21 protein-coding genes are annotated in these 25,183 nt (G+C 55.5%); 6 read left to right on the forward strand and 15 right to left on the reverse strand.

Annotated features, from left to right (window positions below; all coding sequences use genetic code 11):
• From FRY97_RS15970 to FRY97_RS15980, 3 genes are read right to left on the reverse strand one after another with little or no spacing between them, the layout of a single operon-like run.
• On the reverse strand, positions 1 to 939 hold the full coding sequence (locus FRY97_RS15970; protein ID WP_147168562.1) for a DUF4434 domain-containing protein: 939 nt from the start codon (positions 937 to 939) through the stop codon (positions 1 to 3).
• Positions 940 to 980: 41 nt separating this feature from the next.
• A complete protein-coding gene (locus FRY97_RS15975; protein WP_147168563.1) occupies positions 981 to 2,801 on the reverse strand; it encodes a sodium:solute symporter family protein in 1,821 nt (606 codons plus the stop codon).
• Positions 2,802 to 2,813: 12 nt separating this feature from the next.
• On the reverse strand, positions 2,814 to 6,125 hold the full coding sequence (locus FRY97_RS15980; protein ID WP_147168564.1) for a VCBS repeat-containing protein: 3,312 nt from the start codon (positions 6,123 to 6,125) through the stop codon (positions 2,814 to 2,816).
• A 113-nt stretch (positions 6,126 to 6,238) separates the two neighbouring features.
• Between FRY97_RS15980 and FRY97_RS15985 the strand changes: the two genes are divergently transcribed.
• On the forward strand, positions 6,239 to 6,766 hold the full coding sequence (locus FRY97_RS15985) for a GNAT family N-acetyltransferase (RefSeq protein WP_211356894.1): 528 nt from the start codon (positions 6,239 to 6,241) through the stop codon (positions 6,764 to 6,766).
• A 476-nt stretch (positions 6,767 to 7,242) separates the two neighbouring features.
• Here the strand turns inward: FRY97_RS15985 and FRY97_RS15990 are convergent, their stop codons facing one another.
• Entirely contained in the window at positions 7,243 to 7,479 is a 237-nt protein-coding gene (locus FRY97_RS15990; protein WP_147168565.1) for a Kazal-type serine protease inhibitor family protein, read from the reverse strand.
• Positions 7,480 to 7,694: 215 nt separating this feature from the next.
• Between FRY97_RS15990 and FRY97_RS15995 the strand changes: the two genes are divergently transcribed.
• Complete coding sequence (locus FRY97_RS15995) at positions 7,695 to 10,097, forward strand: carboxypeptidase regulatory-like domain-containing protein (RefSeq protein WP_147168566.1); 2,403 nt, start codon at positions 7,695 to 7,697, stop codon at positions 10,095 to 10,097.
• Positions 10,098 to 10,144: 47 nt separating this feature from the next.
• Here FRY97_RS15995 and xseB read toward each other — a convergent pair whose 3' ends face one another.
• Complete coding sequence (xseB, locus tag FRY97_RS16000; RefSeq protein ID WP_147168567.1) at positions 10,145 to 10,327, reverse strand: exodeoxyribonuclease VII small subunit; 183 nt, start codon at positions 10,325 to 10,327, stop codon at positions 10,145 to 10,147.
• A complete protein-coding gene (gene xseA, locus FRY97_RS16005) occupies positions 10,324 to 11,550 on the reverse strand; it encodes an exodeoxyribonuclease VII large subunit (protein ID WP_170254689.1) in 1,227 nt (408 codons plus the stop codon). The genes xseB and xseA overlap by 4 nt, the downstream gene beginning before the upstream one ends.
• A 147-nt stretch (positions 11,551 to 11,697) precedes the next feature.
• On the opposite strand from xseA, the gene FRY97_RS16010 reads away from it, so the two are divergent.
• Positions 11,698 to 13,101, forward strand: a complete 1,404-nt coding sequence (locus FRY97_RS16010) for an RtcB family protein (protein ID WP_147168569.1) — start codon at positions 11,698 to 11,700, stop codon at positions 13,099 to 13,101.
• A 5-nt stretch (positions 13,102 to 13,106) separates the two neighbouring features.
• Here FRY97_RS16010 and FRY97_RS16015 read toward each other — a convergent pair whose 3' ends face one another.
• From FRY97_RS16015 to FRY97_RS16055, 9 genes are all read right to left on the reverse strand, one after another.
• Positions 13,107 to 13,964, reverse strand: coding sequence for an alpha/beta fold hydrolase (locus tag FRY97_RS16015; protein WP_147168570.1), 858 nt, complete (start codon positions 13,962 to 13,964; stop codon positions 13,107 to 13,109).
• Positions 13,965 to 14,062: 98 nt separating this feature from the next.
• Positions 14,063 to 15,175, reverse strand: coding sequence for an alanine dehydrogenase (gene ald / locus FRY97_RS16020; RefSeq protein ID WP_147168571.1), 1,113 nt, complete (start codon positions 15,173 to 15,175; stop codon positions 14,063 to 14,065).
• Between the two features lie 476 nt (positions 15,176 to 15,651).
• On the reverse strand, positions 15,652 to 16,638 hold the full coding sequence (locus FRY97_RS16025; protein WP_147168572.1) for an OmpA family protein: 987 nt from the start codon (positions 16,636 to 16,638) through the stop codon (positions 15,652 to 15,654).
• A gap of 131 nt (positions 16,639 to 16,769) precedes the next feature.
• Positions 16,770 to 18,413, reverse strand: coding sequence for a chaperonin GroEL (groL, locus tag FRY97_RS16030; protein WP_147168573.1), 1,644 nt, complete (start codon positions 18,411 to 18,413; stop codon positions 16,770 to 16,772).
• 78 nt (positions 18,414 to 18,491) lie between these two features.
• Entirely contained in the window at positions 18,492 to 18,767 is a 276-nt protein-coding gene (locus FRY97_RS16035) for a co-chaperone GroES (RefSeq protein ID WP_147168574.1), read from the reverse strand.
• 243 nt (positions 18,768 to 19,010) lie between these two features.
• On the reverse strand, positions 19,011 to 19,274 hold the full coding sequence (secG, locus tag FRY97_RS16040) for a preprotein translocase subunit SecG (protein WP_147168575.1): 264 nt from the start codon (positions 19,272 to 19,274) through the stop codon (positions 19,011 to 19,013).
• 4 nt (positions 19,275 to 19,278) lie between these two features.
• Complete coding sequence (locus FRY97_RS16045; RefSeq protein ID WP_147168576.1) at positions 19,279 to 20,292, reverse strand: hypothetical protein; 1,014 nt, start codon at positions 20,290 to 20,292, stop codon at positions 19,279 to 19,281.
• A 489-nt stretch (positions 20,293 to 20,781) separates the two neighbouring features.
• The gene (locus FRY97_RS16050) at positions 20,782 to 21,363 is read right to left on the reverse strand and encodes a non-canonical purine NTP diphosphatase (protein WP_147168577.1); all 582 of its coding nucleotides are present in this window, start codon (positions 21,361 to 21,363) and stop codon (positions 20,782 to 20,784) included.
• A 37-nt stretch (positions 21,364 to 21,400) separates the two neighbouring features.
• A complete protein-coding gene (locus FRY97_RS16055; RefSeq protein WP_147168578.1) occupies positions 21,401 to 21,862 on the reverse strand; it encodes a hypothetical protein in 462 nt (153 codons plus the stop codon).
• Between the two features lie 114 nt (positions 21,863 to 21,976).
• Here FRY97_RS16055 and FRY97_RS16060 point away from each other — a divergent pair, with 114 nt between their 5' ends.
• From FRY97_RS16060 to FRY97_RS16070, 3 genes are all read left to right on the forward strand, one after another.
• Positions 21,977 to 23,056, forward strand: coding sequence for a branched-chain amino acid aminotransferase (locus FRY97_RS16060; RefSeq protein WP_147168579.1), 1,080 nt, complete (start codon positions 21,977 to 21,979; stop codon positions 23,054 to 23,056).
• Positions 23,057 to 23,346: 290 nt separating this feature from the next.
• Entirely contained in the window at positions 23,347 to 23,562 is a 216-nt protein-coding gene (locus tag FRY97_RS16065; protein WP_147168580.1) for a CcmD family protein, read from the forward strand.
• On the forward strand, positions 23,555 to 24,991 hold the full coding sequence (locus tag FRY97_RS16070; protein WP_147168581.1) for a Glu/Leu/Phe/Val family dehydrogenase: 1,437 nt from the start codon (positions 23,555 to 23,557) through the stop codon (positions 24,989 to 24,991). The genes FRY97_RS16065 and FRY97_RS16070 overlap by 8 nt, the downstream gene beginning before the upstream one ends.
• Positions 24,992 to 25,183 lie beyond the last annotated feature (192 nt).

Raw genomic sequence — 25,183 nt, forward strand, 5'->3', positions numbered from 1 at the left:
TCAGGCGAGCATTTTGCGGTATTCCTGGTAACGGTTGTAGAGATGGCCTGCCTGTGGGTAGGCAGACTGCGGGCTCATGAAGTGGGAAAATTCGAAAGTGATGGCTTTGTCCAGCCCTGCAGCCCGGGCTGCTTCGAGCTTTAGCCGCAGCTTTTCCCACTTGATGGGCAAAAACTTGATGGGCATATCTCGGTCGAAAGATTCTGCGTTGGTCCAGCACTGCATGCCGAATTCATCTGCCAAAGCTTTGTTGATGGCGAAGTAGTCTGCCAGCTCATGGTAGTCGACATGGCCATCCTGGAAAGCGACGATGTCCACAGCTCCTTGTATGCCTGCGAAGATCTCCCGCCATTCCCGCTGATGGTCCTCCAAGCTTACCGCATCTTCGCGGGAGAGGGAAGGGTCTTTGGCCAGAATGGCTTTTTTGCCGTCTATATAGGGTGAAATAAGGGTCGGGAGCCCTCCGCTCACGGCTTTGCAGTGGATGCCCAGCTTCCGGTACAGACCGGTTATGCCTCCGGTTTTGCGGCTGACCTCCTGGCTGAGGTACCAGCCTCCAAATGCCGGAGCGTCGCCATAGGCAGCCCAGACTTCATCAATGACATGAAGGTTGAGCTCCACCTCCCGCGCATAATCGCCTTGGTCCCACCAATATTTGCCGGAGTCGTATAGGCCGAAGTAAAATTGCATGCCGTGCCGCTCCGACAGCTCTAGGAAAAGCCGGACAAGGTCTACGGGGGGCTTGTAGGCGCCTTCGGTTTTCATGAGGTAAGCGGAGGGGTAGGCCAGCCATTGCCGGTAGCCAGAGCGGATAAGGATGACGGTGTCAATCCCCATGCGCTTCATGTGTTGAAAATCAAGGTCCCATTCTTTTTCGCCCCAATTTTGGTGGGGGATGTCATGGGAGATTTCGTCCAGGAAAGTGCCTGTTATCTGCATGATTGCTTGATGTCTGTTTTGAAAGGGCCCATTGCCCTAGCCTAGTCTTTTAAGGGGTCCCACCAGTATTTTTTCAAGAGCCAGGAGGTGAGCAGGAAAATAAGGAAAGCCACGCCCAGCTCTGCCGATTGCTTAATGAGCAGGTACATGGGCATGACCACCAGGGTCATTTGCCAAATGATGCCGACAAGCACGTTGAAGGCATCGCGTTTGAAGTCCTGGTTGGGCTCAAACCCAGGGTCTGCAGCCAAGACTTTTTCCCGTATGGGCGCCCAAAAGCCCCAAGGGTTGGTTTTTTTGTAAAAGTGCATCAGCACTTCATCCGGTTCAGCGGGCGTGAGGAAGGTGCCCAGCAGGCAGCCGGCCACAGAGATGGCAAAAATCACGGGGAAAAGGTAGATGGCGACCACATCAGGGAAGAGGGGCGGTATAAAGGTAGCGCCAAGGAGCCCGCCGATCATGCCCCAAAAATAGCCATAGCCATTGAACCGCCACCACACCCACTTCAACGCATTGGCTGCAGCGTACCCGCCGTAAAGGGCAGAGGTGATCCAAAGCGTTAGGGCGTTGATGCTCTGGGCGAAGAACCCGCCGATCAACCCTATGGCCACCAAGGCAAAAGAGGCCAGGTAGCTATAGCGGATGTAGGTTCTTTGAGGCGCTTCAGGGTTGATATACTTTTTGTAGAGGTCGTTGACCAGGTAGGCGGGCGCGGCATTGATGAAGGCTGCAAAGGTGCCCATGAAAGCCGCCAACAGGCCCGCCAGCAGCAGCCCTTGAAATCCGGAAGGGACGAACCGGTCGATGGCCAGGGGGAGGACCGTCTCGAAGTCGATATCGGCCCCCATCGCCTCAAATTCAGGGGTCAGGTAAACTAAGGCGAGCACCGCAAACCCTGCAATCATCAGGTAACGCGGGAAATAGAGGACCAATATGGTCAGCCCGCTCATGCGTGCAGCTTCAGCGGGCGTACGGGTAGATAACACCCGCTGCATATCATAGCTGGGCACTGGGCCGGCCAAGCTGGCAAAAATGCCTTTGAAGATCATGGCGATCAGCAACAGCCCAATGGCCCCAAACCCATCTTCAGCAATGCGCTGGTTCACGCTGTCCAGGTAGCCGGTCCAGTCTAGCCCCATTTCCCACCCAAAAAAGAGCTCGTCCCAACCAGGGGGCACTGCTGCTGCTATCTGCTCTTGGCTCACAGAGGTGTAGGCGATGAAGCCGACCACGGCGCAAGAGATGGACATGATGACAAACTGCAAGACCTCTGTGCCAACGACGCTGTACATCCCGCCTTTGATGGTGTACAGGGTGGTGATGGCAATGATGATCAGCGCATAAGACTGGGCGGAAGTGAGCGCCATGAAACCGAGGTCGGCGCTGAGGTCCCAAGGGAAAAAGATGATGGCAAACTTGCCGATGCCCTCAAAAAAATAGGCGATGAACCCAAATACGCTGATGATGGCAAAAACCGTGACGATGATGTGGGACAACCGCCCACCAGCCTTGTCCCCAAAGCGGAAAGTAATCCATTGTGCGCCAGTTAGTACGCCTGACCGCCGTAGCCATAGCGCCAGGAAGACCATGACAAACACTTGGTTCCAAACGGGCCAGAGCCAGGGTATCCAAGCGCTTTTTAGCCCGTAGACGAAGAGGATGGTCACTGTCCACATCGTGCCCGATATGTCGAACATGCCGGAGGCGTTGGAAAGGCCAAGGAGGTACCATTTGATTTGGTTGCCGCCCAGGAAGTAGGCTTGCATATCCTTCGAAGCCCGCCTTGACACCCAAAAGCCGAATAGGATAGTCAGTACAAGGTAGCCGAAGATGATGCTGATGTCCAGTATGGATAAGTTCATTAATCAGGGGTGTTATTGGAGGTTGGGGGAAGCGGGCGCATAAGCCCGTGCCGCTCTGTTATTGGGCAGGAAAAGGAGGCGCCCGTTGCCCAGGGGCACAATTTCGCGGATATCGCCTATGATAGAGAAGCCGGATTCCCGCTGTGGCAGGTAGCGGAACCCTCCTTTGCCATCATTGAGGAAAACCTGCCCATAGTTGCCGTCCCAGGGGCCCATACTGGCCCGTGTATCAGAAAGGTTGCCGCCCAGGATGAGGTCGGCGTCACCGTCACCGTCGATATCGGTAGGGCAGATGGCAAAAACAGGGCTGATCTGGGCCTCAGCGGGCAAGGGGCGGATGTCCCATTGGCCTTGCCCGCCGTTGATCAGTACCACGGTATGCCCCATCCGGCTCTCCAATAGCTGAGCGCTTTCCAATTGCTGTGGGCTGAGGATGTCGCTGATGGTAGCATTGGAATAGGATGCGTAGTCGCGGAATTTCTTCTTCATCCCGGGCAGCTGCCCGAAGAGGTTGTCCCGGCTGTTGAAGGGGTAGGGCTTGCCCTGAATGTAGTGCTCGATAAGGGGGTCTACAGCCCCGTTCTCGTCAAAATCGCCCACGTACACCCGGGCGGGGGTGTCCGGGCCTACCTTTAGTTGGGTATTGGTGCCGAGGTTGCCGGCGATGAGGTCTTCATCCCCATCTCCGTCGAGGTCCGCTTTTTCCAGTGCCCACCACCAGCCTTCTGTGCCAGGCCCAAGGATGTCAGGGCTGAGGCTCAGTTTCCCGCCCTGATTGATGAAAGCTTTGAGGGGCATCCATTCGCCAGCGATGAGGAGGTCGGTGGCACCGTCCCCGTTAAGGTCTAGCCATTGGGCGCTAGTGGCCATGCCCGGGCTGTACAGGCCGGGGGCAAGCTCCTCGGTAGCATCCCGGAATTGCCCCTGCCCGTCGTTGAGCAGCAGGTAGCTGCGCGGGGCAAGCGGGTATTGGCCTGGTATAAGGCGGCCGCCGGAGAACACGTCTATGTCCCCGTCCCCGTCATAATCTGCAACGGCTACAGCTCCGGTACTGTTGCGCATGAGGGGCAGGGCAGTAGCTGCTTTTTCAAAGCGCCCTTTTCCGTCATTGAGGTAGAGACGGTCCTGAAGGGCAAGATCTTGGGGCAGGTAATGGTAGCCGCCGCTGCCCACGTAGAGGTCGGCATCACCATCCCCATCGGCATCGAAGAAGGCGGCACCGGTATCCTCCATGATAAGGTCGGCTGTTATAGCTGGCTGAGGGGATAAGGCATAGGTGCCATCGGGCTGTTGTAGGAAGATGGCCCCGGGCTGCTTTTTTGCCCCCCCAATGAAGAGGTCCTCCCGCCCGTCCCCGTTGACGTCGGCTTGTGCCGCACAAGGGCCGCTGTAGGATACGCCCCAAGGGAGCAGGGATTGGACTTTAAAGTCGATATCGGCATTTTCCTGATGACGATAGGCCAGAGGGGGAGTGGTTTCTGAAAAATGGGGTAAAGTGTTTGGAGCGGGGGGAGCAGCAGGGCTAGCCTCGGCCATGGAAAGGGTTATCAGCTGGCCTGCGGGCATATCCTTCAGCACCGTCTCCTTTCCATTGGGCCATTGCACCCGTATGCGGCTGGCAGCCCTAGCTTCGCCTAAGCCGAAATGTAAGGGCAGGTGCATAGAGGACTGAAAGCCCCGGTTGGGGTAAAACTCTTGCAGCTGTGTTTTCCCGCCAGCTTCTACTGTGACCCGTGCCCCTATGGCATAGCGGTTGCCCGCCTGCCCTTCAAGCAAGATCTGAAGGTGGTTTTGGCTGCGGCTTTTCAGGCGGTTTTCATAAATGCAGGCTGCCGTATTGACGTTGTTGAGGATAAGGTCAAGGTCGCCGTCCCCGTCAAGGTCTGCCGCTGCAGCTCCATTGGACAATAGGGGCTCGCCAAAGCCCCAGCCGGAAGACTGATCGGAGAAAGCCAGCCCGCCCTGATTGTGGAAAAGGTAATTGGGCGTTTGCGTAGATTCCATCTTGGCGATGATGTCCATCAGCGCATCGGATTTCAGCCCTCTAGATTCCTTGATGCGCTGATCTGCGTAGTAAGCTACAAAATCGCGGTTGGTATAGTCGCGCAGATAGCCATTGGAGACAAAGAGGTCTTTCCAGCCGTCGTTGTCAACATCGATCCAAAGCGGCGCCCAGCTCCAGTCTGTGTTGGAGATGCCTGCCAGCTGCCCGATCTCGCTGTAGGTGCCGTCCCCGTTGTTGAGGTGGAGCATGTTGCGCATGATCTGATGGTAAAAACCATTGCGGAGCATAGATTGGTACTTCTCATAGGTATCCGGCCCATAGAGCAGCTTCTGCCGGCGGTTGTCTTCTGGCAGCATATCAAGGGATAAGATATCAGGTAGGGCATCGTTGTTGATATCGGCAATATCAGAGCCCATAGAAAAATGGGAAATATGGCCCAGCTGCTCCTTGAGCATATCTTTGAATGTGCCGTCTTGCTGATTAATGTAGAGGTAATCTTCTTCGATATAATCGTTGGAGACATAGAGGTCGGGCCAGCCGTCGCCATTCACATCGGATGCAGCTATGCCAAGCCCAAAGCCAAGGGGGGTGCTCTTGATGCCAGCTTCGGCGGTGACGTCTGTAAATTGGCCGTTATCGTTGCGCAGCAGCTTGTCGCCGGCAAAGGGGTCGGCCTGTTTTTTTACAAAAGAGGCATCAAAGCTTTGGAAGTCCTCTATGGAGTGGTTGAGCAGGTAGCAGTCCAAGTCGCCATCCCGGTCATAATCAAAGAAAAGAGCATGATTGGTGTAGCCGGGGAAGTCCAGCCCGAAATCGGCAGCCTGCTCCCGGAACATCGGCCTGCCGCTGTCGTCGTTGCCCTGATTGATGTAAAGCTCGTTTCTCCTCAGCTGTTCAGGCTTGTCACCGGAATAACAGAGGTACAGGTCGAGCCGGCCATCTGCGTTGAGGTCTGCCAGGCTGACACCGGTGCTCCATCCTTCTTTCTTGCCTGCCAGCCCTGCTGCCTGTGTAGCCTCTTCGAACTTCATCCCCCCTTGGTTCAGGTAAAGCCGGTTGGGCCCCATATTGGCGGTGAAGTAGAGGTCGGGGCGGCCGTCTCCGTTGAGGTCGCCTACGGCTACGCCCCCGCCATTGTAGAAGTATTCATAAGCGAGGACGTTGAGCTCTTCCGTTTCCGAAAGGTCATTGGAGAAGGAGATGCCGGTCTGATCGGCTGTCAGCTTGGCAAAGCCATCAGAAGAAGATTGGGGCGGGGGCGCCCCGCAGCCTGAAAAGACTAAGGATAAGGCAGCAATAAAAGGTTTTATTCGTTTCATGTGAGGAAATTAAACAAATCCCATAGAAGCGCCTAGTTTTTTAAAAAATATTTGTGTGCGCACACAGTTGGGTTATTCCCATTGCGCAGCATCAGGCTGTAAAGTAATGTTTCATGAAAAAAGGCATCATCAAGATTCAGTCTTCCCGCTTGGTGTTGCGGGAATTATGCCCGCAGGATGCCCCCTGGTTCAAAGCCCTGAACGATGACCCGGAGGTGGTGCGCTACACGGGCGATGGGCCGTTCAGGGGCCTGCCCGCGGCCCGGGCATTTCTGGAGGCTTACCCGGCTGAGGCCTACCTGCGCTATGGGATGGGGCGCTGGGCGGTCTGCCTCCGGACGGGCCATCAGGAGCCTTTGGGCTGGTGCGGGCTGAAGTGGCACCCTGCAACAAGGGAGGCTGACCTGGGCTTCCGTCTGTTCCGAAGGTATTGGGGGCAAGGGTTCGCTACTGAGGCGGCGGCGGCTTGTCTGGCGTACGGCCGGGGCGAGCTGGGGCTGGCCCGCATCATCGGGAGGGCGATGGCAGCCAACCGTGCATCGGTGCGGGTGCTTGAGAAGCTGGGCTTCGTACAGGAGCGTCAGATTGTTTTTGAGGGGCAGCCGGGCTTGTTGTACCGGTTTGAAGATGGGCTGCCCTGAACATCATGTCCTGGCCCCGTCTTAGAGCGTGTTGGGGCTTTAGTAATCGGTCTGTCCCGCTGGACAGCGGGACACTTTTTCGCTTATACTTCGCCCCGAAAACCCTTCCCGCTTTTGTGCATAAAAAGCGGGACTTGGCTAAGCTCCGGTTTTCGGGCCTCGTCTAATCAAAAAATGGCTTGAGGCACTAATTTTCGACTAGAAGGCCAAAACCCCAACACGCTTTCTTAAGCTGAGCTGCTGGGGCGTAAATCAAAATGTCGCTAGTGTTCAATCTTGTAGGCTTTAGGATGAAGCCGGCCTAGCGCTGCGAAGGGGTGGCAAGCCCGATAGGGCCGAGCGGACAGCGAGCCCCGCAGCATAGCGGCACCTGCCGCCAGGCAGGGGCAGGCCCCTATCCTTACGGAGGGGGCAGGCCCCAAAAAAGCGACAATCTGGTTTGCGCCCAGCTGCTGCCACTGTCGTTGAGCGGCCGCTTATTCTTCCCCGCAGGCCCCATCCGTCCAAGCAGTGACCCCATTGTTTTTGGCATAGCAGTCGTTTGGGTAAGTCTTGCCATCGCAGCCGCATACAGGCTGGTAGATTTCGGCGCAGGCCATTTCCGGATTGATCTTATCGGGGTCTATGCAGCCTTCCGGCAGGCTGCTCTTCCGGTTGCAGGTGGCAGAAAGGGTAAGCATGAACAGGGCAGCAAGGAGGAGAGGGTACTTCATAGGGCGTATGGTTTTGGCGGCGGGCAACATCAGGCGCAGTACCGTCGTTACCGCTCCGGACAAGCTCGTAGATAAGGCTAAGATATGGCCTATTCCCAGATATTTTAATTTTCTTTACCTTTGAAATACCGGGCTGCGCAGCCCACGGACAACCGATTACCCTCAATTCAACAGCCCCCAGCTGTTGCCAAAGACTTGGAAAACATACCAAAACTATGAAACCACTGCTTAGTGCCTGCCTTCTGGCCCTGCTGGCCGCAACGGCCTTCCCCCTGCAAGCCCAGCTTAGCCGGGCAAATAAAGATTATGAATTAGGCGCCTATAACCTTGCGGTACGCTCTTATCTGGAGCTGCTCGAAAAGCGCCCTGCCAATTACGAGGCGATGGTGCGGCTGGCGGATTCCTACCGCTACCTCAATCAGATGGAGGAGGCCCGCAGCTGGTTCGAAAAAGTCATCCGGGAGCACAAACTGCAAGGGGAGGAGCTGTTTCAATACGCGCTGGTGCTGAAGGCGCTAGGCCAGTATGATAAGGCCGAGCAGTGGTTTAACGCTTATGCCCGTTCGAATAAAGATGGAGCAGAGAAAGGCAGCCACTTTGCCCAAAGCTGTGCGTTCGCCCGCAATCAGCAGGGGCTTTCTTCGCCTTACCTGGTCAGCAATGAGTACATCAATACCAATGCATCAGACTTCGGGCTGGCTTTTTATGGGGAAGAGGTTATGTTCTCTTCTGCGAGGAGCGACCTGCAGCAGCCTGGCGCTACCTGGACGGGCAAAGCGAATAATCAGCTCTACCGTGCTAGGGTTTCCGGCAATGGTTTCTTAGATGCAGCTGTGCCGCAGCGTAGCCCTCTAAGGGAAAATTTTGTCAATATCGGCCCGGTGGCGTTTACGCCAGAACTGGATGAAGTGATTTATACCAAAAACAACTTCATCGATGGGACCCGGCATGTGCCTACCGGTGGGCTGGAGCTCAGCCTTTACATATCCCCTGTCAATCGGGGCGGCGATTGGACCGAAGAGATGCCTTTCCCCTACAACGGCAATGGCTTCTCTACGGGCTGGCCAAGCTTGTCGCCAGATGGGAATACCCTGTACTTTGCATCCAACCGGCCAGACGGCTTCGGGGGCTTCGATATTTACGTGTCTTACCGTATGGGCAATACCTGGAGCGCTCCCGAAAATTTGGGGCCGATCGTCAATTCTGCCGGCGACGAGATCTCCCCTTTCTTTGATGGCAATATGCTCTACTTTTCCAGCAATTGGCATCAAGGGCTCGGCGGTTATGACATTTTCCGGGCAGAGACCGCCAACGGGCGGTGGGCACGTATCTTCCACTTGGGCAACTTGGTCAATAGCCCCCGTGATGACTACGGCTTTGTCTTCGACAGCTTCCGCAACTTAGGCTACCTGGTCTCTAACCGGCCGGGCGGGCGCGGGGCAGAAGATATTTACAAAGTCTTCAAATCAGCCGACAACATCGTCCTGAATATCCGGAATGCTTCTGATGGGCAGCCTATCCCTTATGCCTCTGTAGATTTCATCAACTGTGGGGAAGGGCTTTTCCGGGCTGATGCTCAGGGCACCTACAGCTTTCAGGCGGTGGAAGGGCTGGACTGCAACGTGGTCATCCGGGCCGATGGCTATACAGATGCGGTTTTCAGGGTTTCTACCCTAGGCTTGCGCCAAAACCGCGAGCACGACATTATGCTTAGCCGGCTGGGGGAACAATTCCAGGGGCAGGTAACGAGCTATCAGACCCGTATGCCGGTCTCCGGGGTGTCTGTTATGGCAACCAACCAAGCTACCAGTACCACTATGGAGTCGATGACAGGGACCAACGGGGAGTATACCCTTGCGCTTGCGCCCAATGCTTCTTACCTGATCCGTTATTCTCGCCCAGGTTTCCGGGATATCAGCCGGACGGTCAATACGAGCGATGGTTTGGATGGCGACATACTGGGCAGTATCGCGATGTTGCCGATTGATGCTGCGGTGTCTCCGCCCCCTCCTGGCACTATGCCGCGCCCGGGCGTATTAGAAGAGCCTACTGCCCCAACCGAGCCGGCTGCTCCGACAGTAAGCGGCTTTGCGGTACAGGTCGCAGCCCTCAGCCAGCCAGGGCTTGATGCATTTTCCAACTTGACAGGGGTTGGGCAGGTGTATTCAAAAGTAGAAGGCGGGAAATACAAAATCCGGGTCGGGGTATTTAGCTCCCGGTCGGAAGCCAATCAAGCGCTTTCTGCCATCAAAGCCAAGGGGTATAAGGAGGCTTTCCTCGTTACGGAAGAAGGGGTCAACCAGGGGTTTAGCCCTAAAGGGGGCAGCACTATGGCCGAGCCCGAAATTGCTCCTCCTGCCCGCCGGGTAGGGCAAGGCAGTTTTAAAGTACAATTGGCAGCCTACAAAGACCCGCGCTGGTTCGATGGCAGCGCAATCAAGGGCTTGGGGCCAATAGAAGATGTGCGCCGGTCAGACGGGCTGACGGTGATGTACTTGTCTGGCTTCCGGACAGTGGAAGAGGCGGTGCAAGCTTGGCAGGCTGCGCGTGCAGCAGGCTTCAACACTTCCTTTGTGGTGCGGGAAGCGAACGGCGCAATGGAAAAGGTGTATCCTTAGCGAGGCAGGCCCACGGCAAAGCGCAGCAGCCTTGCCGTGGGCACTCCTTAGGATTCAAATAGCCCGCCGAGCTCTTCTTCGGTTTCTCGGAGCCTGGCCCGGCAATAAGTGATGAGGGCTTTGGCCCTTTTAGCTTTCGCAGCAAGCTCGTCCATATTGGTCTTGCCGTCCTGCAGTTCTTGCAGTATGCCCTGTAGCTCTTGCAGGGCTTCTTCGTAGCTAAGGTTCATTCTACTGTACTTTTTTGTTCTCCGTCTATAAATCGGGTGGTGATGGAGTCGCCGCTTTTGAGCTGAGACGCCTTTCTGACAGGGGCCCCATTGCGGAGGGTAAGTGTATAGCCCCGCCTGAGCGTAGCCTCGGGGCTGAGCAGTTCGAAGAGCTGTTCCAGCTGCCCGAGCCGTGTGGACTGTTGTTGCAGTTGGCGGTTCAGGGCAGCAGGGAATTGGGCGCTCAGGAAGCCAACGGCCTGCTGTTGCCTGTCCACCCCTTGCCGGGCCAAAAGGGCGATAGCCTGCGCATGCTGCTCTAGCCCGAGGTTGGCTTCCCGCAACGTGGACATAGCACGCCGCTGCAGCCCCTGTCCGAGCTCGAGCAGATGGGCTTCGAACTGCAGGTTCCGGTCTATCAGGAAAGCCGCAGCCGCAGTAGGCGTTTTCAAAGGGGTATGTGCCACGAGCTCTACGAGGGGCTCATCTGTTTCGTGCCCTACCCCTGTGATTACAGGGAAGGGGCATTGTGCAATGGCTTTGCAAACTTTGTACTCATCAAAGGCTGCAAGGTCTAGCCGGGCACCGCCTCCGCGCACTAGGGCAACCGCATCAAACGGACGGGCTGCTTGCTCAATAGCTTTTAGCTGACGGGCAATTTCATCCGCAGCGTACTGCCCCTGCACAGCTGCGTTGTACAGTCGGGCAGAAAAACGGTAGCCATACTCATTTTGCGACAGCTGCTGCATAAAATCGGCATACCCTGCTGCCGTAGCGGCGCTGACGATGGCCAGGCGCTGAACCGCTGTGGGCAGCTTCAGCTGTTTGTTCAGGTACAGCAAGCCCTCTTTTTCTAGTTGTTCCCTTACCGCGCGCCTTTGGAGCTCAAGCTGCCCGATGGTGTAGCTGAGGTCTACTTCTTCAATGATGTATTTCAGCCCATAGCGCTCGTGGAAGTCGGCCTGTACTTTGAGCAGGACTTGTGTGCCTTCCCGCAGCACGAGCTGCAGTTCTCTGCCCAGCTGCCGTTGCAGCTTTTTGTGTTGCCGGCTCCACAGTACCGCTTCTGCCTGCGCAATGATCGCTTCCCCTTCTGCTTCTTTCTCCACAAGGGTGAGGTAGTAATGCCCACGAGATTGCCCCAGCTGATTGATTTCACAGCTGACCCATACCCCGTTTGGCAGATTAAGGGCAATGGCCCGCCTGAGATAGCGGTTGAGCTCAAAAAGAGAGTGTTTTTCCAAGGCCGAAGACATTTATAAGGCTAAAGGTAACGAAAAATGGAGGGGGAGAGTTGAGCAAAATAGGCACAGCGGGCCTTTTGCAAGCCATGCACGGGGAACTAAAGTGCACAGGCAGGAGTTCCTTGCCCATATACCAGACTTGCCAGCATGAAAAAGTTGAAGTTGAGAGGCCGTGACCTGATCAAGATGGGGTTCCCCAAAGGCCCGGCAGTCAGCCTGGCCTTAGAACAAGCCGGCCGCCACCGTAAGTTCGCCCAAAAGGAGGAGGTGCTTGCTGAGCTGTCGGCGGTGCTGCGCAGCCCGGATGGCTTTCGGGCCGACGAGGTATGGGGCACAGTAGCCGAAAAGCTGGAGCCTGGGCTGCCGGTTGTTGTGGAGCAGGTGCTAAAAGACGAGCCCATCCCCTACAAGGCCTTTGGCGAAGCGGGGATCTCGCTCAGTGCCAGAGGGCAGATGGATTTGGCCATGCGCCTGCCCGTAGTGTCGGCAGGGGCGCTTATGCCAGATGCCCACCATGGTTATGGGCTGCCCATAGGCGGTGTTTGGGCCTCCGAAAATGCAGTGATGCCGTATGGCGTGGGCATGGATATCGGGTGCCGTATGTCGCTTTCAGTTTATCCGCTCCCGCCGTCCTTTTTAGAAAAGAACAGGGAGAAGCTGCAGTCGCTGCTTTTGGAGAACACCCGTTTTGGCAAAGCGGCCTTTGACCGCCCGATGGATGATGAAGTACTGCACCACAGCCTGTTCTGTGAAATCCCAAAGCTACGGTCTTTGCAAGGCAAGGCCCGGCTACAAATCGGGACGTCCGGTTCTGGCAATCATTTTGTGGAGTTTGGAGTGGCAGAGCTTACGGAAGAGGATACACAGCTGGGCGTGCCCGCTGGGCAATACCTGGGGCTGCTGTCCCATTCTGGCTCTCGGGGCATGGGGGCTGCCATCGCCCAGCACTACACCCAAATAGCGCGGGAAGTATGCCTGTTGCCCAGGGAGGCTGCCCACCTGGCTTGGCTGGATATGGAGTCGGAAGCTGGGCAGGAATACTGGCTGGCGATGAACCTGGCCGGAACATACGCGGCTGCCTGCCACCGCCAAATACACGAGCGCATTAGCACGGCGCTAGGGGAGGAGCCGCTGGGCAAGATAGAAAACCATCATAATTTTGCCTGGAAAGAAGTACAGGCTGATGGCCAGGAGTGGATAGTGCACCGCAAAGGGGCTACACCTGCAGGGAAAGGGGTTTTGGGCATCATCCCAGGCTCTATGACTGCGCCAGGCTTTATCGTGAGGGGGAAAGGTGAGGCCAGCGCTTTGTCTTCTGCCGCTCATGGTGCCGGCCGGCAGCTGTCCAGGCGGAAAGCCAAAGAGTCCATCCGCCCAAAAGCAGTAAAACAGCATTTGGCAGGCCATGGGGTGAGCCTTATCGGCGGTGGGCTAGATGAAGCGCCTTTTGCCTACAAAGACATATACCAGGTAATGGCCGCGCAAGAAGGGCTGGTCGAGGTATTGGGGCGTTTTTGGCCGAAAGTGGTCAGGATGGATGACGGCAAGTGAAACGGCTACTGTGCTTTGCGAAGGAACAGGCGGGCAAAAAAAGCTGGCATTTGCACATGCACAGGGTGGCTTTCCCCCTTGAGGGTGAAGACTTCGGCTTGTGGCACCCGTTCGGCAAGATAGGCCGCGTTGGAGTAGGGGACGAGGGCGTCTTCGTCTCCATGTATGATGTAGGTAGGGCATTTTATGGATTGGAAAAGGGGCTCTGCCCGGACGAGGGCGTCAGGGTGTTCAAGTTTTTCGGTATTGGCAGACCACAGCATGCTCGGCATAAAATAGCTGAAAAAAGGATGGGCTACCCAATAAGAGATGCTGAAGGTCACTTCGCTGCTTGGGTCGTACTGCCCGGAAATAGCATAGAGCTGCCGGACCTGCCCCGGGGACAGGCCTGCGAGCGCAGCAGCAATAGGCGCACCGTAGCTGTGGCCAGCTACGGTAGCTGGCTTATTGGCAGCATCACTCAGAAGCAGGGCCATCTCAGAAGCTTGTGCCGCCACATCAGGCTCCGGCTGCCGTGGGCGGGTGCCCCCATAGCCCCGCCGTTCGGGGATGATGAGGTAAAATTGGCGGTACAGGCTGTCCTGGCCGGCAAGGGGCAGCCAATCGAACAGGCCGCCGGGTGCGCCGTGAAGGAGGAGCAGCGGCTGTAGGCTGGTATCCCCTACGGTGAGGTAGCGCAAGCCGCTTTCACTGTAGTTGATGGATTTAGGCTGCCCGATGTCCTCATACAGCCATTCTGCCCCCCTCTGCGAAGAGAGGTAGCGGTCGGCAGCTTCGATAAACAGCCCGAGCCCTAGCAGGAGAGCGCCCAGCAAGAGAAGGGTACGGATGAGGTATTTTCGGATAGGCTGCGGACGTTGCATAGGGGCAAAAAGCGGATGGTTGGCATGAAGGTACAAAAAGCCCTTTCCCGCACAAGGGGAAAGGGCTTTTCAAGGTTGACGGCAGTAAAGCGTAGCCGTTAGAGCATGGCATCTACAGGCGTGTAGTCGAGCCCGAAAGCATCTGCTACGCCCTTGTAGACCACTTTGCCGTCCACAACATTCAGCCCGAGCTTAAGGGGCTCATTGTCTGCACAGGCCTGCTTCCATCCTTTGTCCGCCAGTTGGATAGCGTAAGGAAGGGTCGCATTGGTCAGGGCGATGGTAGAAGTATAGGGTACTGCGCCCGGCATATTGGCGACACAGTAGTGCACTACGTCGTCTATGATAAAGGTAGGTGCTTCGTGTGTGGTAGGCGTACAGGTTTCGATGCACCCGCCTTGGTCTACCGCAACATCTACAAGTACAGTGCCCGGCTTCATCTCTTTGAGCATATCGCGTGTGATGAGGTGAGGGGCTTTGGCGCCGGGGATGAGGACTGCGCCTACGATGAGGTCAGCTTCTTTCATGTGCCGGCGGATGTTGAACTCGTTGCTGTATACGGTATTCACATTGGCCGGCATGATGTCTGACAAGTGCCGTAGCCGGTTGAGGCTGATGTCCATAATGGTCACCTGAGCGCCTAGGCCAGCTGCCATTTTAGCAGCTTGGGTGCCGACAACGCCCCCTCCCAGGATGAGCACGCGGCCAGGCTCCACACCGGGCACGCCGCCGAGCAGCACACCACGGCCGCCCATTGGTTTTTCGAGGAATTTGGCGCCTTCCTGAATTGACATCCGCCCGGCCACTTCGGACATAGGGATGAGCAGGGGCAGGCTGCGGTCTGGCATTTCAACGGTCTCATAAGCCAGGCAGACCGCTTTGCTTTTGATCATCGCATTGGTCAGTGGCTCATAAGATGCAAAGTGGAAGTAGGTGAAGAGCAGCTGCCCTTCGCGGATGAGCTCATATTCCGGCTCGATGGGCTCTTTGACCTTGACGATCATCTCAGCCTTAGCGTATACGGCTTCGATAGTCGGCAGGATATGAGCGCCGGCTGCTTCATAGTCTGCATCCGGGAAGCCGCTGCCCAGGCCAGCTGTAGCCTGCACATAAACTTCATGCCCGCGTTTGGTGAGTTCAATGGCCCCGGCAGGGGTGAGCGCTACGCGGTTTTCGTTATTCTTGATTTCCTTAGGAACCCCAATAATCATAAGCTTGGTGTTTTAACCTTTGGTTAGGGAATAGGGCTGCTGCCCAAAATGCCCCGCAAAAATAGTCAAACTGTGGATATTTAGCCGAGCCGCCCTGGTTTTTAGCTGCTTTATTTCCGGGGCCTGCCCCTGCCTCGCGGCAGGTGCCGCTATGCTCCGGGGCTCGCTATCCGCTCGGCCCCTCGCCCTGCAGGCGTCGGGTCTGGCCTTCGGCCACCCCTTCGCAGCGCTAGGCCAATGCCAGCCTAGTGGTCTGTCAAGTGTTAATTTATGGGTTGAGTGGGAGCGGATTTTGAGGCTAATCAAGGCGGATGTTCCCGCGCATAGCAGCGCTACGTAAGAGGTTGTCCAACGAAGCGTAGCCTCAAAAGTCGCCGCAGGCAACCCCTAGTTTTAGCCTTGACAGACCACTAGTGCCCGGAAAGCATAAGCGATATTTGGGTTTACGCCTTGGGCAGCTGCCGGCCAAGTGCTGTTCACTCCTCTATCAGTTGGTAAAGGGCATCAAGCTTGGGGGTCAGGATGATTTCTGTCCGCCGGTTTTTGGCTTTGCCTTCTGCAGTATCGTTGCTGGCGATAGGGTAGAACTCCCCCCGCCCTGCAGCGGTAATGCGTGCAGGGTCGACGCCTTCATCGGTAATGACTTTCACGACGGAAGTGGCCCGGCCCACGCTCAAGTCCCAATTGAAGGCTGCCTCCCCATCTGTATCGGTATGCCCTTCTACCGTAATGCCGATGTCAGGGTTGCTTTTCAGGACCGCTGCGACCTTCCGGATGGCGTCTTTGCCCTCTGTGTTGATGGTTTTGCTGCCAGAGCGGAACAGGAGGTTCTGGCTAAGCGAAACATAGACCTTCCCATTTTCTTCCCGCACGGAGAGGTCGGCATCGGAGAAGCCGAGCAAGGCTTGGTTGATGCGCTCCCGCAGGGTGTTGAGCTTGGCCTCTTTAGCGGCAATAGCCTCTTCCAGTTCATTGACCCTGGCTTCCCGTTCCACTAAGCCTTGTCGGAGGGCTTCCACATCCGCTTCTTTTTCCTCTATGGCCTGCTCCAGCTGCCGCAATTGTTGTTCGCGCCGGTTGAGCTCTTGCTCTTTGAGGGTAAGCTGTGCCATGAGCTGTTTGCGTTCGTCGGAGGAAGACTCCAGCATTTGCTGATTTTGCTCGAGCATGCGGTCGTAGCGTTTCATCAGGTCTTCGTTAGACTTTTCCAGCCTGCTGTACCGGTCCCGGGAAGTGCGGAGGTCCTGTTCTGCTTCTGCCAATCGCTTGGAAAGAGACTGGTTCTCTTCGCGTAGGCCCCGGTTGCTTTCGGCGCTGCTGGCCAGCTGTGTTTCCAGGTCCTGGTAGTTGGCCTGCAGCTTGTCCCGCTCAGCAAGCGTATCTTCATATTTTTGGTAGCTTACGCAGCTGCTCATGCCTAAGGCGATGGCAAGGGCAAAAAAGGCAGACGATATTTTTTTCATAAGGAAAGTTGGTTAGTCAGGAAATAGGGCTTGAGCCACTAGGGCCCTCAAGCCCAATAAGAGAACGAAAAAAGCCCTCTGGCGTTTCCCGCCAGAGAGCTTTTTTAAGGGTTAATCTGCTCAGGGGCTGATTACATCATGCCTGGCATACCGCCCGGCATGCCACCGCCCATGCCAGCGCCGCCTGCACCTTCTGGCTCAGGCTTGTCGCTGATCACACACTCTGTAGTGAGGACCATGCCAGCGATAGAAGCAGCATTCTCGAGGGCAATGCGCGTAACCTTGGTCGGGTCGATCACCCCAGCTTTCTTCATGTCTTCGAAGACATCAGTACGGGCGTTGTAGCCCATGCTGCCTTCTGCTTCGAATACGCGCTGGAAAACAACGCTCCCTTCTACGCCTGCGTTGTCCGCGATGGTGCGCAGAGGGGCTTCCAAGGCTTTGCGGATGATCTGAACACCAATGTTCTGATCTTCATTTTCGCCTTTTACGTTGTCCAGGACTTTGATGGCGCGCACCAGGGCGACACCGCCACCGGCTACGATACCTTCTTCCACTGCAGCACGGGTAGCGTGCAGGGCGTCGTCCACGCGGTCTTTCTTTTCTTTCATTTCTACCTCAGTAGCAGCGCCAACGTAGAGTACTGCCACACCGCCAGACAGCTTGGCCAGGCGCTCCTGCAGTTTCTCACGGTCGTAATCAGAGGTAGTCGCCTCGATCTGCTGTTTGATCTGATTGATGCGGGCCTCGATCATGTCGGCTTCGCCGCTGCCATTGACGATGGTGGTGTTGTCCTTATCAACGGTGATTTTTTCAGCAGACCCCAAGTGCTCCAGGCCAGTGTTTTCCAGCTTGTAGCCTTTCTCTTCGCTGATGACTGTGCCGCCGGTCAGGATAGCGATGTCTTCCAGCATAGCTTTGCGGCGGTCGCCAAACCCAGGGGCTTTTACGGCCACTACTTTCAGCTGAGCGCGCAGGCGGTTGACCACCAATACGCCCAAAGCCTGGCTTTCAATATCTTCTGCTATGATGAGGAGCGGGCGCCCGGCCTGTACCACTTTTTCCAGCACAGGCACGATGTCCTGCATGTTGGAGATTTTCTTGTCGTGGATCAGGATATAAGGGTTTTCATACTCCGTGATCATGTTTTCGGTATCGGTCACAAAGTAGGGGGAGAGGTAGCCGCGGTCGAACTGCATACCGAGCACTTCCTCTACGTAGGTGTCGGTGCCTTTGGCTTCTTCCACTGTGATGACCCCGTCTTTAGAAACACGCTTCATCGCGTCCGCGATCAGCGTGCCGATTTCTTCGTCGTTGTTGGCAGAGATAGCGCCAACTTGCTTGATCTTTTCGAAGTCGTCTCCAATCACTTCAGACTGCTCCTTGAGATTGGCGATAATGGCTTGGACCGCCTTGTCGATACCGCGCTTGAGGTCCATAGGGTTGGCACCTGCAGTAACGTTCTTTAGACCTGCATTGATCATAGCCTGTGCAAGGATGGTCGCTGTTGTAGTGCCATCGCCGGCGATGTCGGCAGTTTTGGAAGCTACTTCTTTGACCATCTGAGCGCCCATGTTGGCTACAGCGTCCTCCAGTTCAATTTCTTTGGCGACCGTCACACCGTCTTTGGTCACTTGTGGTGCGCCGAAGCTCTTTTGGATGACCACATTGCGGCCTTTGGGGCCGAGGGTCACCTTTACAGCGTTAGCGAGGGCATCCACGCCAGCGCGCAGGTTCTCCCTTGCATCTCTATCAAAGCTAATTTCTTTAGCCATGGTTAGGTTGATTTTTTGTGTTCTGAGAATAGTTTGATGAATTCAGCAGCGGGCAGGCCGCTGTGGGGAGGGAAGGCCTTATTCGTTGCCTTCGAGGATGACAAGGATGTCGTCTTCACGCATGATGAGGTAATCCTGCCCCTGATATTGCAGCTCCTGTCCGGCATATTTGCCATAGAGCACGACGTCACCGGTCTTAACGGTCATTTCATTGCCGTCTTTGCCGGGGCCAACGGCTACCACTTCGCCGCGCTGCGGCTTCTCTTTAGCCGTATCAGGGATGATGATGCCGCCCTGCGTCTTTTCTTCAGCGGGAGCAGGCTTGACCACAACTCTGTCATTGATGGGCTTCATAGTTAAAGCTTTTATGAATTCGTTTTGTTAAATAATTGTTGGAGTGCTTTCGCACGGGAATGTACCATCACAGGGCGTGCCAAACGCGCTTTTCTGTCATTTTTGCAGGTCGGGCCAGCCTCCTTTGTCAGTTGCCCTTGCTGCACTGCGTGCATGGTGACAGAATGGCAAAAAAAACAGGCTGAGTGAATTGCTCACTCAGCCTGTTCAGGCGGCCATGCTTATGGTCTGGCCGTCAGTGTGTTATTGAGAAAGAAGCTGCTCTGCTGCGCCTTCGGTGCCGCCTACGAGCAATGTGGTGGCGATGCAAAGCGCGAAGAGGGCGATGGCAAGGTACCAGGTAGCCTTCTCGATAAAGTCAGTTGATTTGGCTGCACCGAACATTTGGTTAGCCTGTGTGCCACCGAAAGTGGAGTCTACGCCGCCACCTTTGGGGTTTTGGATCAGAATAGCGCCCATCAGCAGGATACAAACGAGGGCGATGAATACAGTCATGGTAGTCAGCATATCTCTAATCGCTTTTAAGATTCTGAATTAGCTGCGCAAAGTAATCACTTTTTTCTGGAAAAACCAACATCAGCCGCCGGTACATTTCCACTGCTTTGCCGGTCTGCCCTTGCCGGGCGAGCAGGCGGGCGAGCGTTTCGGAGGCGATCTCATCGTTCTCAGTGATACTGCGGGCGGCGATATGGTCCACTTTCTTTTTGCTGTGTCGGTCTTTTTCTTTTTTGCTGGCCTCCATCAGGTCGCCCAGCTGGGACTGTATATCTGGCGGCTGGAACTGTGCGATCCAGCTGCTGAAAGAGGCTTTGGGCCTGGGCTTCGGCACTCCGGTATGCAGTGGCCGGTCTACGGGCATGCGCTCATCAGCGGGTTCAGGCTTTATGGGGCTGAGCCCCGCAATGCTGACCGCCGTGCTGACGGCATGTTCTATCCAACGCTCGCGTGCAGGTGCCGGCTGCATGCTGGCATTCGGCATTTCAGCAGCGGTGGTATCCGGCCCTGCCGCCTGTTCTTCAGGCGTTGCAGGGGCGGGAGGGCTTTGGTCGGGCAGGGGCGGGTCTTCGGCTTCCGGCCCTGCTCCTGCCGGCCAGGCGAGGTCTTCTTCTTCCTGAGCAGGGCTGAGCCCCAGCCCTTCCGGGAAATGGATGTGGAGGGTATCGGGCCCGGCCGCACCATCTTCTTCCTGAAGGGGGAGCAGGCTGTCCTGCTCCGCATCAAGCTCTTCCAGGCTCCTTAGCTCAAGGTATTCTTCTTGCAAAGTGAATGACTCTTGCTGCGGCTCTGGAGAGGTGAGGCGGTCCACCAGTGCAGCGAGTGCCCTCCGGTCGGTAGTCAGTGCGGATGCCCTCGCCAAGTGCCCTTTCCAGTCGTCGCGGTTGTCCATCAAGGCTTTGCACAGCAGCAGTACGCTGAGCGGCTGGCTGTATGGATATTGCAGTACCAGGGTCTTGATCTCCTGGAAGGATACCCGCTGCAGCATTTCAGGGTGCTGCAGGTATTGATGGAAGTGGTCTGCGTTCATGATTTTATATCCTGCCTGGCATTAAAAAGTAAGCGCCCGGGGTTCAAAAGTAAGTTTAAAGTCTGACAACTTAGGATTTCGCTCTGCGTCTGCTGCGTGGTGTGGCAAATAGCAAGTCAGCATTGATAAATCTTAGGTTGTCAGGCTATAAAATATGACAATGGGCTCACTCGCCCGGATAACGGCCCTCTAGGCGTAAACCAAAATGTCGCTAGCGTTTAGCCTTATCGGCTTTAGGGTGGAGCCGGCCTAGCGCTGCGGAGGGGTGGCCGAAGGCCAGACCCGACGCCTGTAGGGCGAGGGGCCGAGCGGATAGCGAGCCCCGTAGCATAGCGGCTCCTGCCCTGTGGCAGGAGCAGGCCCCAAAAAAAATGGCAATCTGGTTTGCGCCCGGCCCTTTTTAGCCCAGCTTTTATGGCCTGCCCTCAGCGGGCAAAGGCATAGGCCTAAAGGGACGAAAGACCAAGATACTGAAAAGCGGAGGCTTTGTCAATCCTGCTCATTGAGGAAGGCGACAAGCTTTGCTACGGCCTGGCCTCTGTGGCTGATCGCGCTTTTCTCAGCGGTATCCATTTGCGCAAAGGTACGGTCGTGGCCATCTGGGATGAAAATAGGGTCGTACCCAAAGCCGTTATTGCCTTTTTTGCGGTGGATGATCTGCCCTTCTGCAACCCCTTCAAAAGTGTGTACCTGCCCATTGAGGATGAGGGCGATGACGGTCCGGAACCGGGCGGACCGGTCCTCTTTTCCTTTCAGGTTGGCCAAAAGGAGAGACATATTGGCTTCGTCGTCATGTGCAGGGCCTGCATAGCGTGCGGAGTAGACCCCCGGCTCTCCGCCCAAGGCGTCCACTTCGAGCCCCGTATCTTCCGAGAAACAGTCCACGTTGTAGTGTTCGTGCACATAGGTGGCCTTTTCCAAGGCGTTGCCCTCGATGGTAGGCCGGGTCTCTGGCAGCTCTTCTTCACAGTTGATGTCCTTCAGGCTGAGGAGCTCAAACTGCCCGTTTAGCTGCTGTTCGACTTCTTTGATCTTGTTGGCGTTGCCTGTGGCAAAAACTAAAGTTGGCATAATGGTTGGGTTGTTTGGAATAAAGAGCGGATGTCCGTCAGGGCAAAAACAGCGTTTTCAGCCCTGCCCAGAGCTTGCCGGACATGGCTTTGCCGCCGGCCTGGCGTTCTGCCAGAATGTCATGTAGCGGGTCTGCTGCCAGGAAGCGGGCCCCGCCGAACAGGGCCGGCTGATACGGAGGAAGGGCAAAGCCAAGCCCCGCTTTTTGGGGCGGAAGCCCGAACAGCAGAAGGGTCTTGATGTTTAACCTCCGCTGCAATGAACTAAAACTTATGGCTTCGCTTTCCTGTAATAGCAAGGTGTAGGTATCTTCGTGCAGGTCGATTTTCGCAGCGCCCAGCACCTTGCCCAAAAAGCTTTTCAAGGCTTCAGGGTCTTGCCCTTCCGGGCAAAGCACAATGCAAAAGACCCCTTTTTGCCCAAGGCCGCTGATGCGGTTTTCGGGCAGGCACGGCTCAGGGGCAGGGATGAGCGGGAAGTCGAAAAAGGAAGGCTTCAAAATAATTGTAATTATTGGCTGTGGATGTCCGAATAATGATTGTTGGCTCGGTCTTTTTAGGGCGGAGCTTGAAATAAAATTAGTTTTGATTATCTTTGTACCAAAATTATGGAGATGGAATTTAATATAAAAATCACAAAAGCTCAAAACTCCCGCCTTGGCGAAGTCGATTTCGAGAACATCCCTTTTGGCAAGGTATTCTCGGACCACATGTTCGTAGCCGATTATAAGGAAGGCGAGTGGCAAGATGCCAGGATTGTCCCTTTCGGAAGGTTCGAAATGCACCCGGCGGCCATGGTGCTGCACTACGGGCAGGCGATATTCGAGGGGATGAAGGCCTCAAAGTCTGTAGAGGGCAAGCCTTTTTTCCTGCGCCCGGAGATGCACGCCAAGCGGCTGAACAACTCGGCCCGCCGCATGTGCATGCCTGAAGTTCCAGAAGCGCTTTTCCTCGAGGGGCTGCACAAGCTCATCGACTTGGACCAGGGCTGGATCCCACCTCAAAAGGGCAGTGCGCTTTATATCCGTCCATATATGTTCTCCATGGACGAGTTCATTGGGGTCAAGCCATCTGAGACTTACCGGTTCATCATCTTCACCGGCCCGGTTGGGCCCTACTACCCAAAGCCGGTCAGCCTTATTGCGGATACGGAGTATGTCCGGGCGGCTGTGCACGGCGGCACGGGCGAAGCCAAGGTAGCTGGCAACTATGCAGCTTCTCTGCTCCCCGCCCGCCTGGCCAACCAAAAAGGCTATGATCAGGTCATGTGGCTGGACAGCAAGGAGTTCAAGTACATTCAGGAGGTGGGCACGATGAACATCTTCTTTGTCATCGATGGCAAAGTGGCCACTCCAGCCCTCAACGGTGGCATACTGCCCGGCATTACCCGCGATACCATCCTTAAGCTCCTGCCTGAGATGGGCATTGAGGTAGAAGAGCGTGCCATCTCTATCGATGAGGTGGTAGAGGCCCATGCCGCTGGCAAGCTGCAGGAGGTCTTTGGCTCGGGCACTGCCGCTGTGATTGCGCATGTGTCCAAAATCGCTTACAAAGGCAAAGACATGGAGCTGCCGCCGGTAGCGGAGCGCAAAGTCGGGCCAGCCATCAAAGAGCATATCGATGCCCTCCGTGCTGGCACAATAGACGATAAGCACGGTTGGATCGTCCCGGTAGGCGAACCCGTAAACGCTTAGGCAGAGGCAGCTGAAAATACAGCTGAAAAAACAGGCTCCTCAAGCAATTAGGGGGCCTGTTTTTCGTTTATACCCGCAATGATATGGCTGGGGCTAAACCAGAAAATGCAAACTGCTGCCTGCACCAAATAGTATAGCTGCCTTAAGTTATATGGGCGGGGCAAAATCGCAACCAAAATGCCAAATAATATTTTGCGAAGTTAAAAATTAGACCGACTTTAGCCCCGCAATTTATGTCCGGGAAAACGCCTGAGAAAAGGCTTTCCAGGAGTCATCATGAAACCAACAAGATGAAAAAGCGCTTTTCACTCGCCTTACTCTCTCTGTGCCTGTTGAATGTACTGGCTGCCCAAAATAGCACCGATACAGACTTTATGCGCAGTACAGGTAAAATTTACGTGGTTGTCGCTGTCGTTCTTGCCATTTTTGTTGGCCTAGTCTTGTTCCTAGTATACCTGGACCGTAAGCTAACCAAATTAGAAAACCAAATTAAGGACAATGATTGATCTCGAACCAAAGTCACAGACGAGCTTCTATCAGAGTGTTCAGAACTACTTTGAAAAAGCTGCAGCCCACACTGGCTTGCACCGTGGCCTGCTCGATCAGATCCGGGAGTGCAACGCGGTTTACCAGATCCGCTTCCCGGTGCAGGTTGGCAATGAGTACCATGTAATTGAGGCCTACCGTGTACAGCACAGCCACCACAGGGCCCCGACGAAAGGGGGTATCCGTTACTCCAACCACGTAAACCAGGAAGAAGTGATGGCTTTGGCCACGCTGATGACCTACAAGTGCGCTATCGTTGATGTGCCCTTCGGCGGTGCCAAAGGCGGTGTGAAAATCAACCCTTGGGAATACACGCCCGAGCAGCTGGAGAAAATTACCCGGCGTTACACCACAGAGCTGGTCCGCAGGAATATGATCGGCCCATCTGTGGATGTGCCGGCACCGGATTATGGGACAGGCTCCCGCGAAATGGCTTGGATCTATGACACTTACCGCACGTTTAAAGGTGATGACATCGATGCTGCTGGCTGCGTAACGGGCAAGCCGGTGAGCCAAAACGGTATCCGCGGGCGTACAGAGGCTACTGGCCGCGGGGTGTTCTATGGCATACGCGAGGCTTGTGAGCAGGAAGCCGATATGGCGCGCCTGGGCCTGAGCAAGGGCATTGCAGGCAAGCGGATGGTCGTTCAAGGGCTGGGCAATGTAGGCTCTTACACGGCTACCATCTCTCAAGATGAAGGGGATGTGCTCATCGTGGGCGTGGGCGAAGTGGAAGGCGCTATCTACAATGAAAATGGCATCGATATCCACGAGCTCATCAAGTTCCGTCAGGAGACGGGCTCTATCCTGGGCTTCCCGGGGGCGACTAGCCTCGAACAGAAGGACCGGATGAAGGTCTTGGAGTTTGATTGTGATGTCCTGGTGCCCGCGGCGCTTGAGAATCAGATCACCATGGAGAACGCCCACAAGATCAAGGCCAAAATCATCGCTGAGGCGGCCAACGGGCCTATCACTTCTATGGCGGAGGAGGTCCTGCTCAAAAACGGCAAGCTCATTATCCCTGACGTTTACCTGAACGCAGGCGGTGTGACAGTGTCTTATTTTGAATGGCTGAAAAACCTTTCTCACATGCGCTTTGGGCGGATGGAGAAGCGCTTCAATCAGCAGATCAACCAAAACCTGGTCGACCTCATCGAGCGCACTACAGGCAAAAACGTTACCGACCGCGAGCGCATGATGATCGCCCGGGGAGCGGACGAAATCGACTTGGTCCGTTCAGGCTTGGAAGAGACGATGATCACGGCTTATCAGCAGATCCGGGAGATTATGGAGCGGAACAAAAAAGTGGAGGACCTGCGTACCGCTGCTTTTGTGAGCGCTATCAACAAAATCAGCAGCGATTATCTGTCTTTGGGCATTTTCCCATAGGCAGGCTACGCATAGGGTTGTAAATAATGAGCAGGGCGGGGCACTTTTGCGGCCCCGCCCCATATAAAGGCCAACATAAGCAACAGGCGGAGAGCGGGTGTTTAAAATTTTGATTTTTTCTTGAATTCAAAATATTGAAGCTCAAAATCAATTGTTTGCTTGTTGTTTGTTTTTTTACTCAATATCTTACGA

Origin of the sequence: Phaeodactylibacter luteus (assembly GCF_007993045.1) — a bacterium.
Classification (GTDB): domain Bacteria; phylum Bacteroidota; class Bacteroidia; order Chitinophagales; family Saprospiraceae; genus Phaeodactylibacter; species Phaeodactylibacter luteus.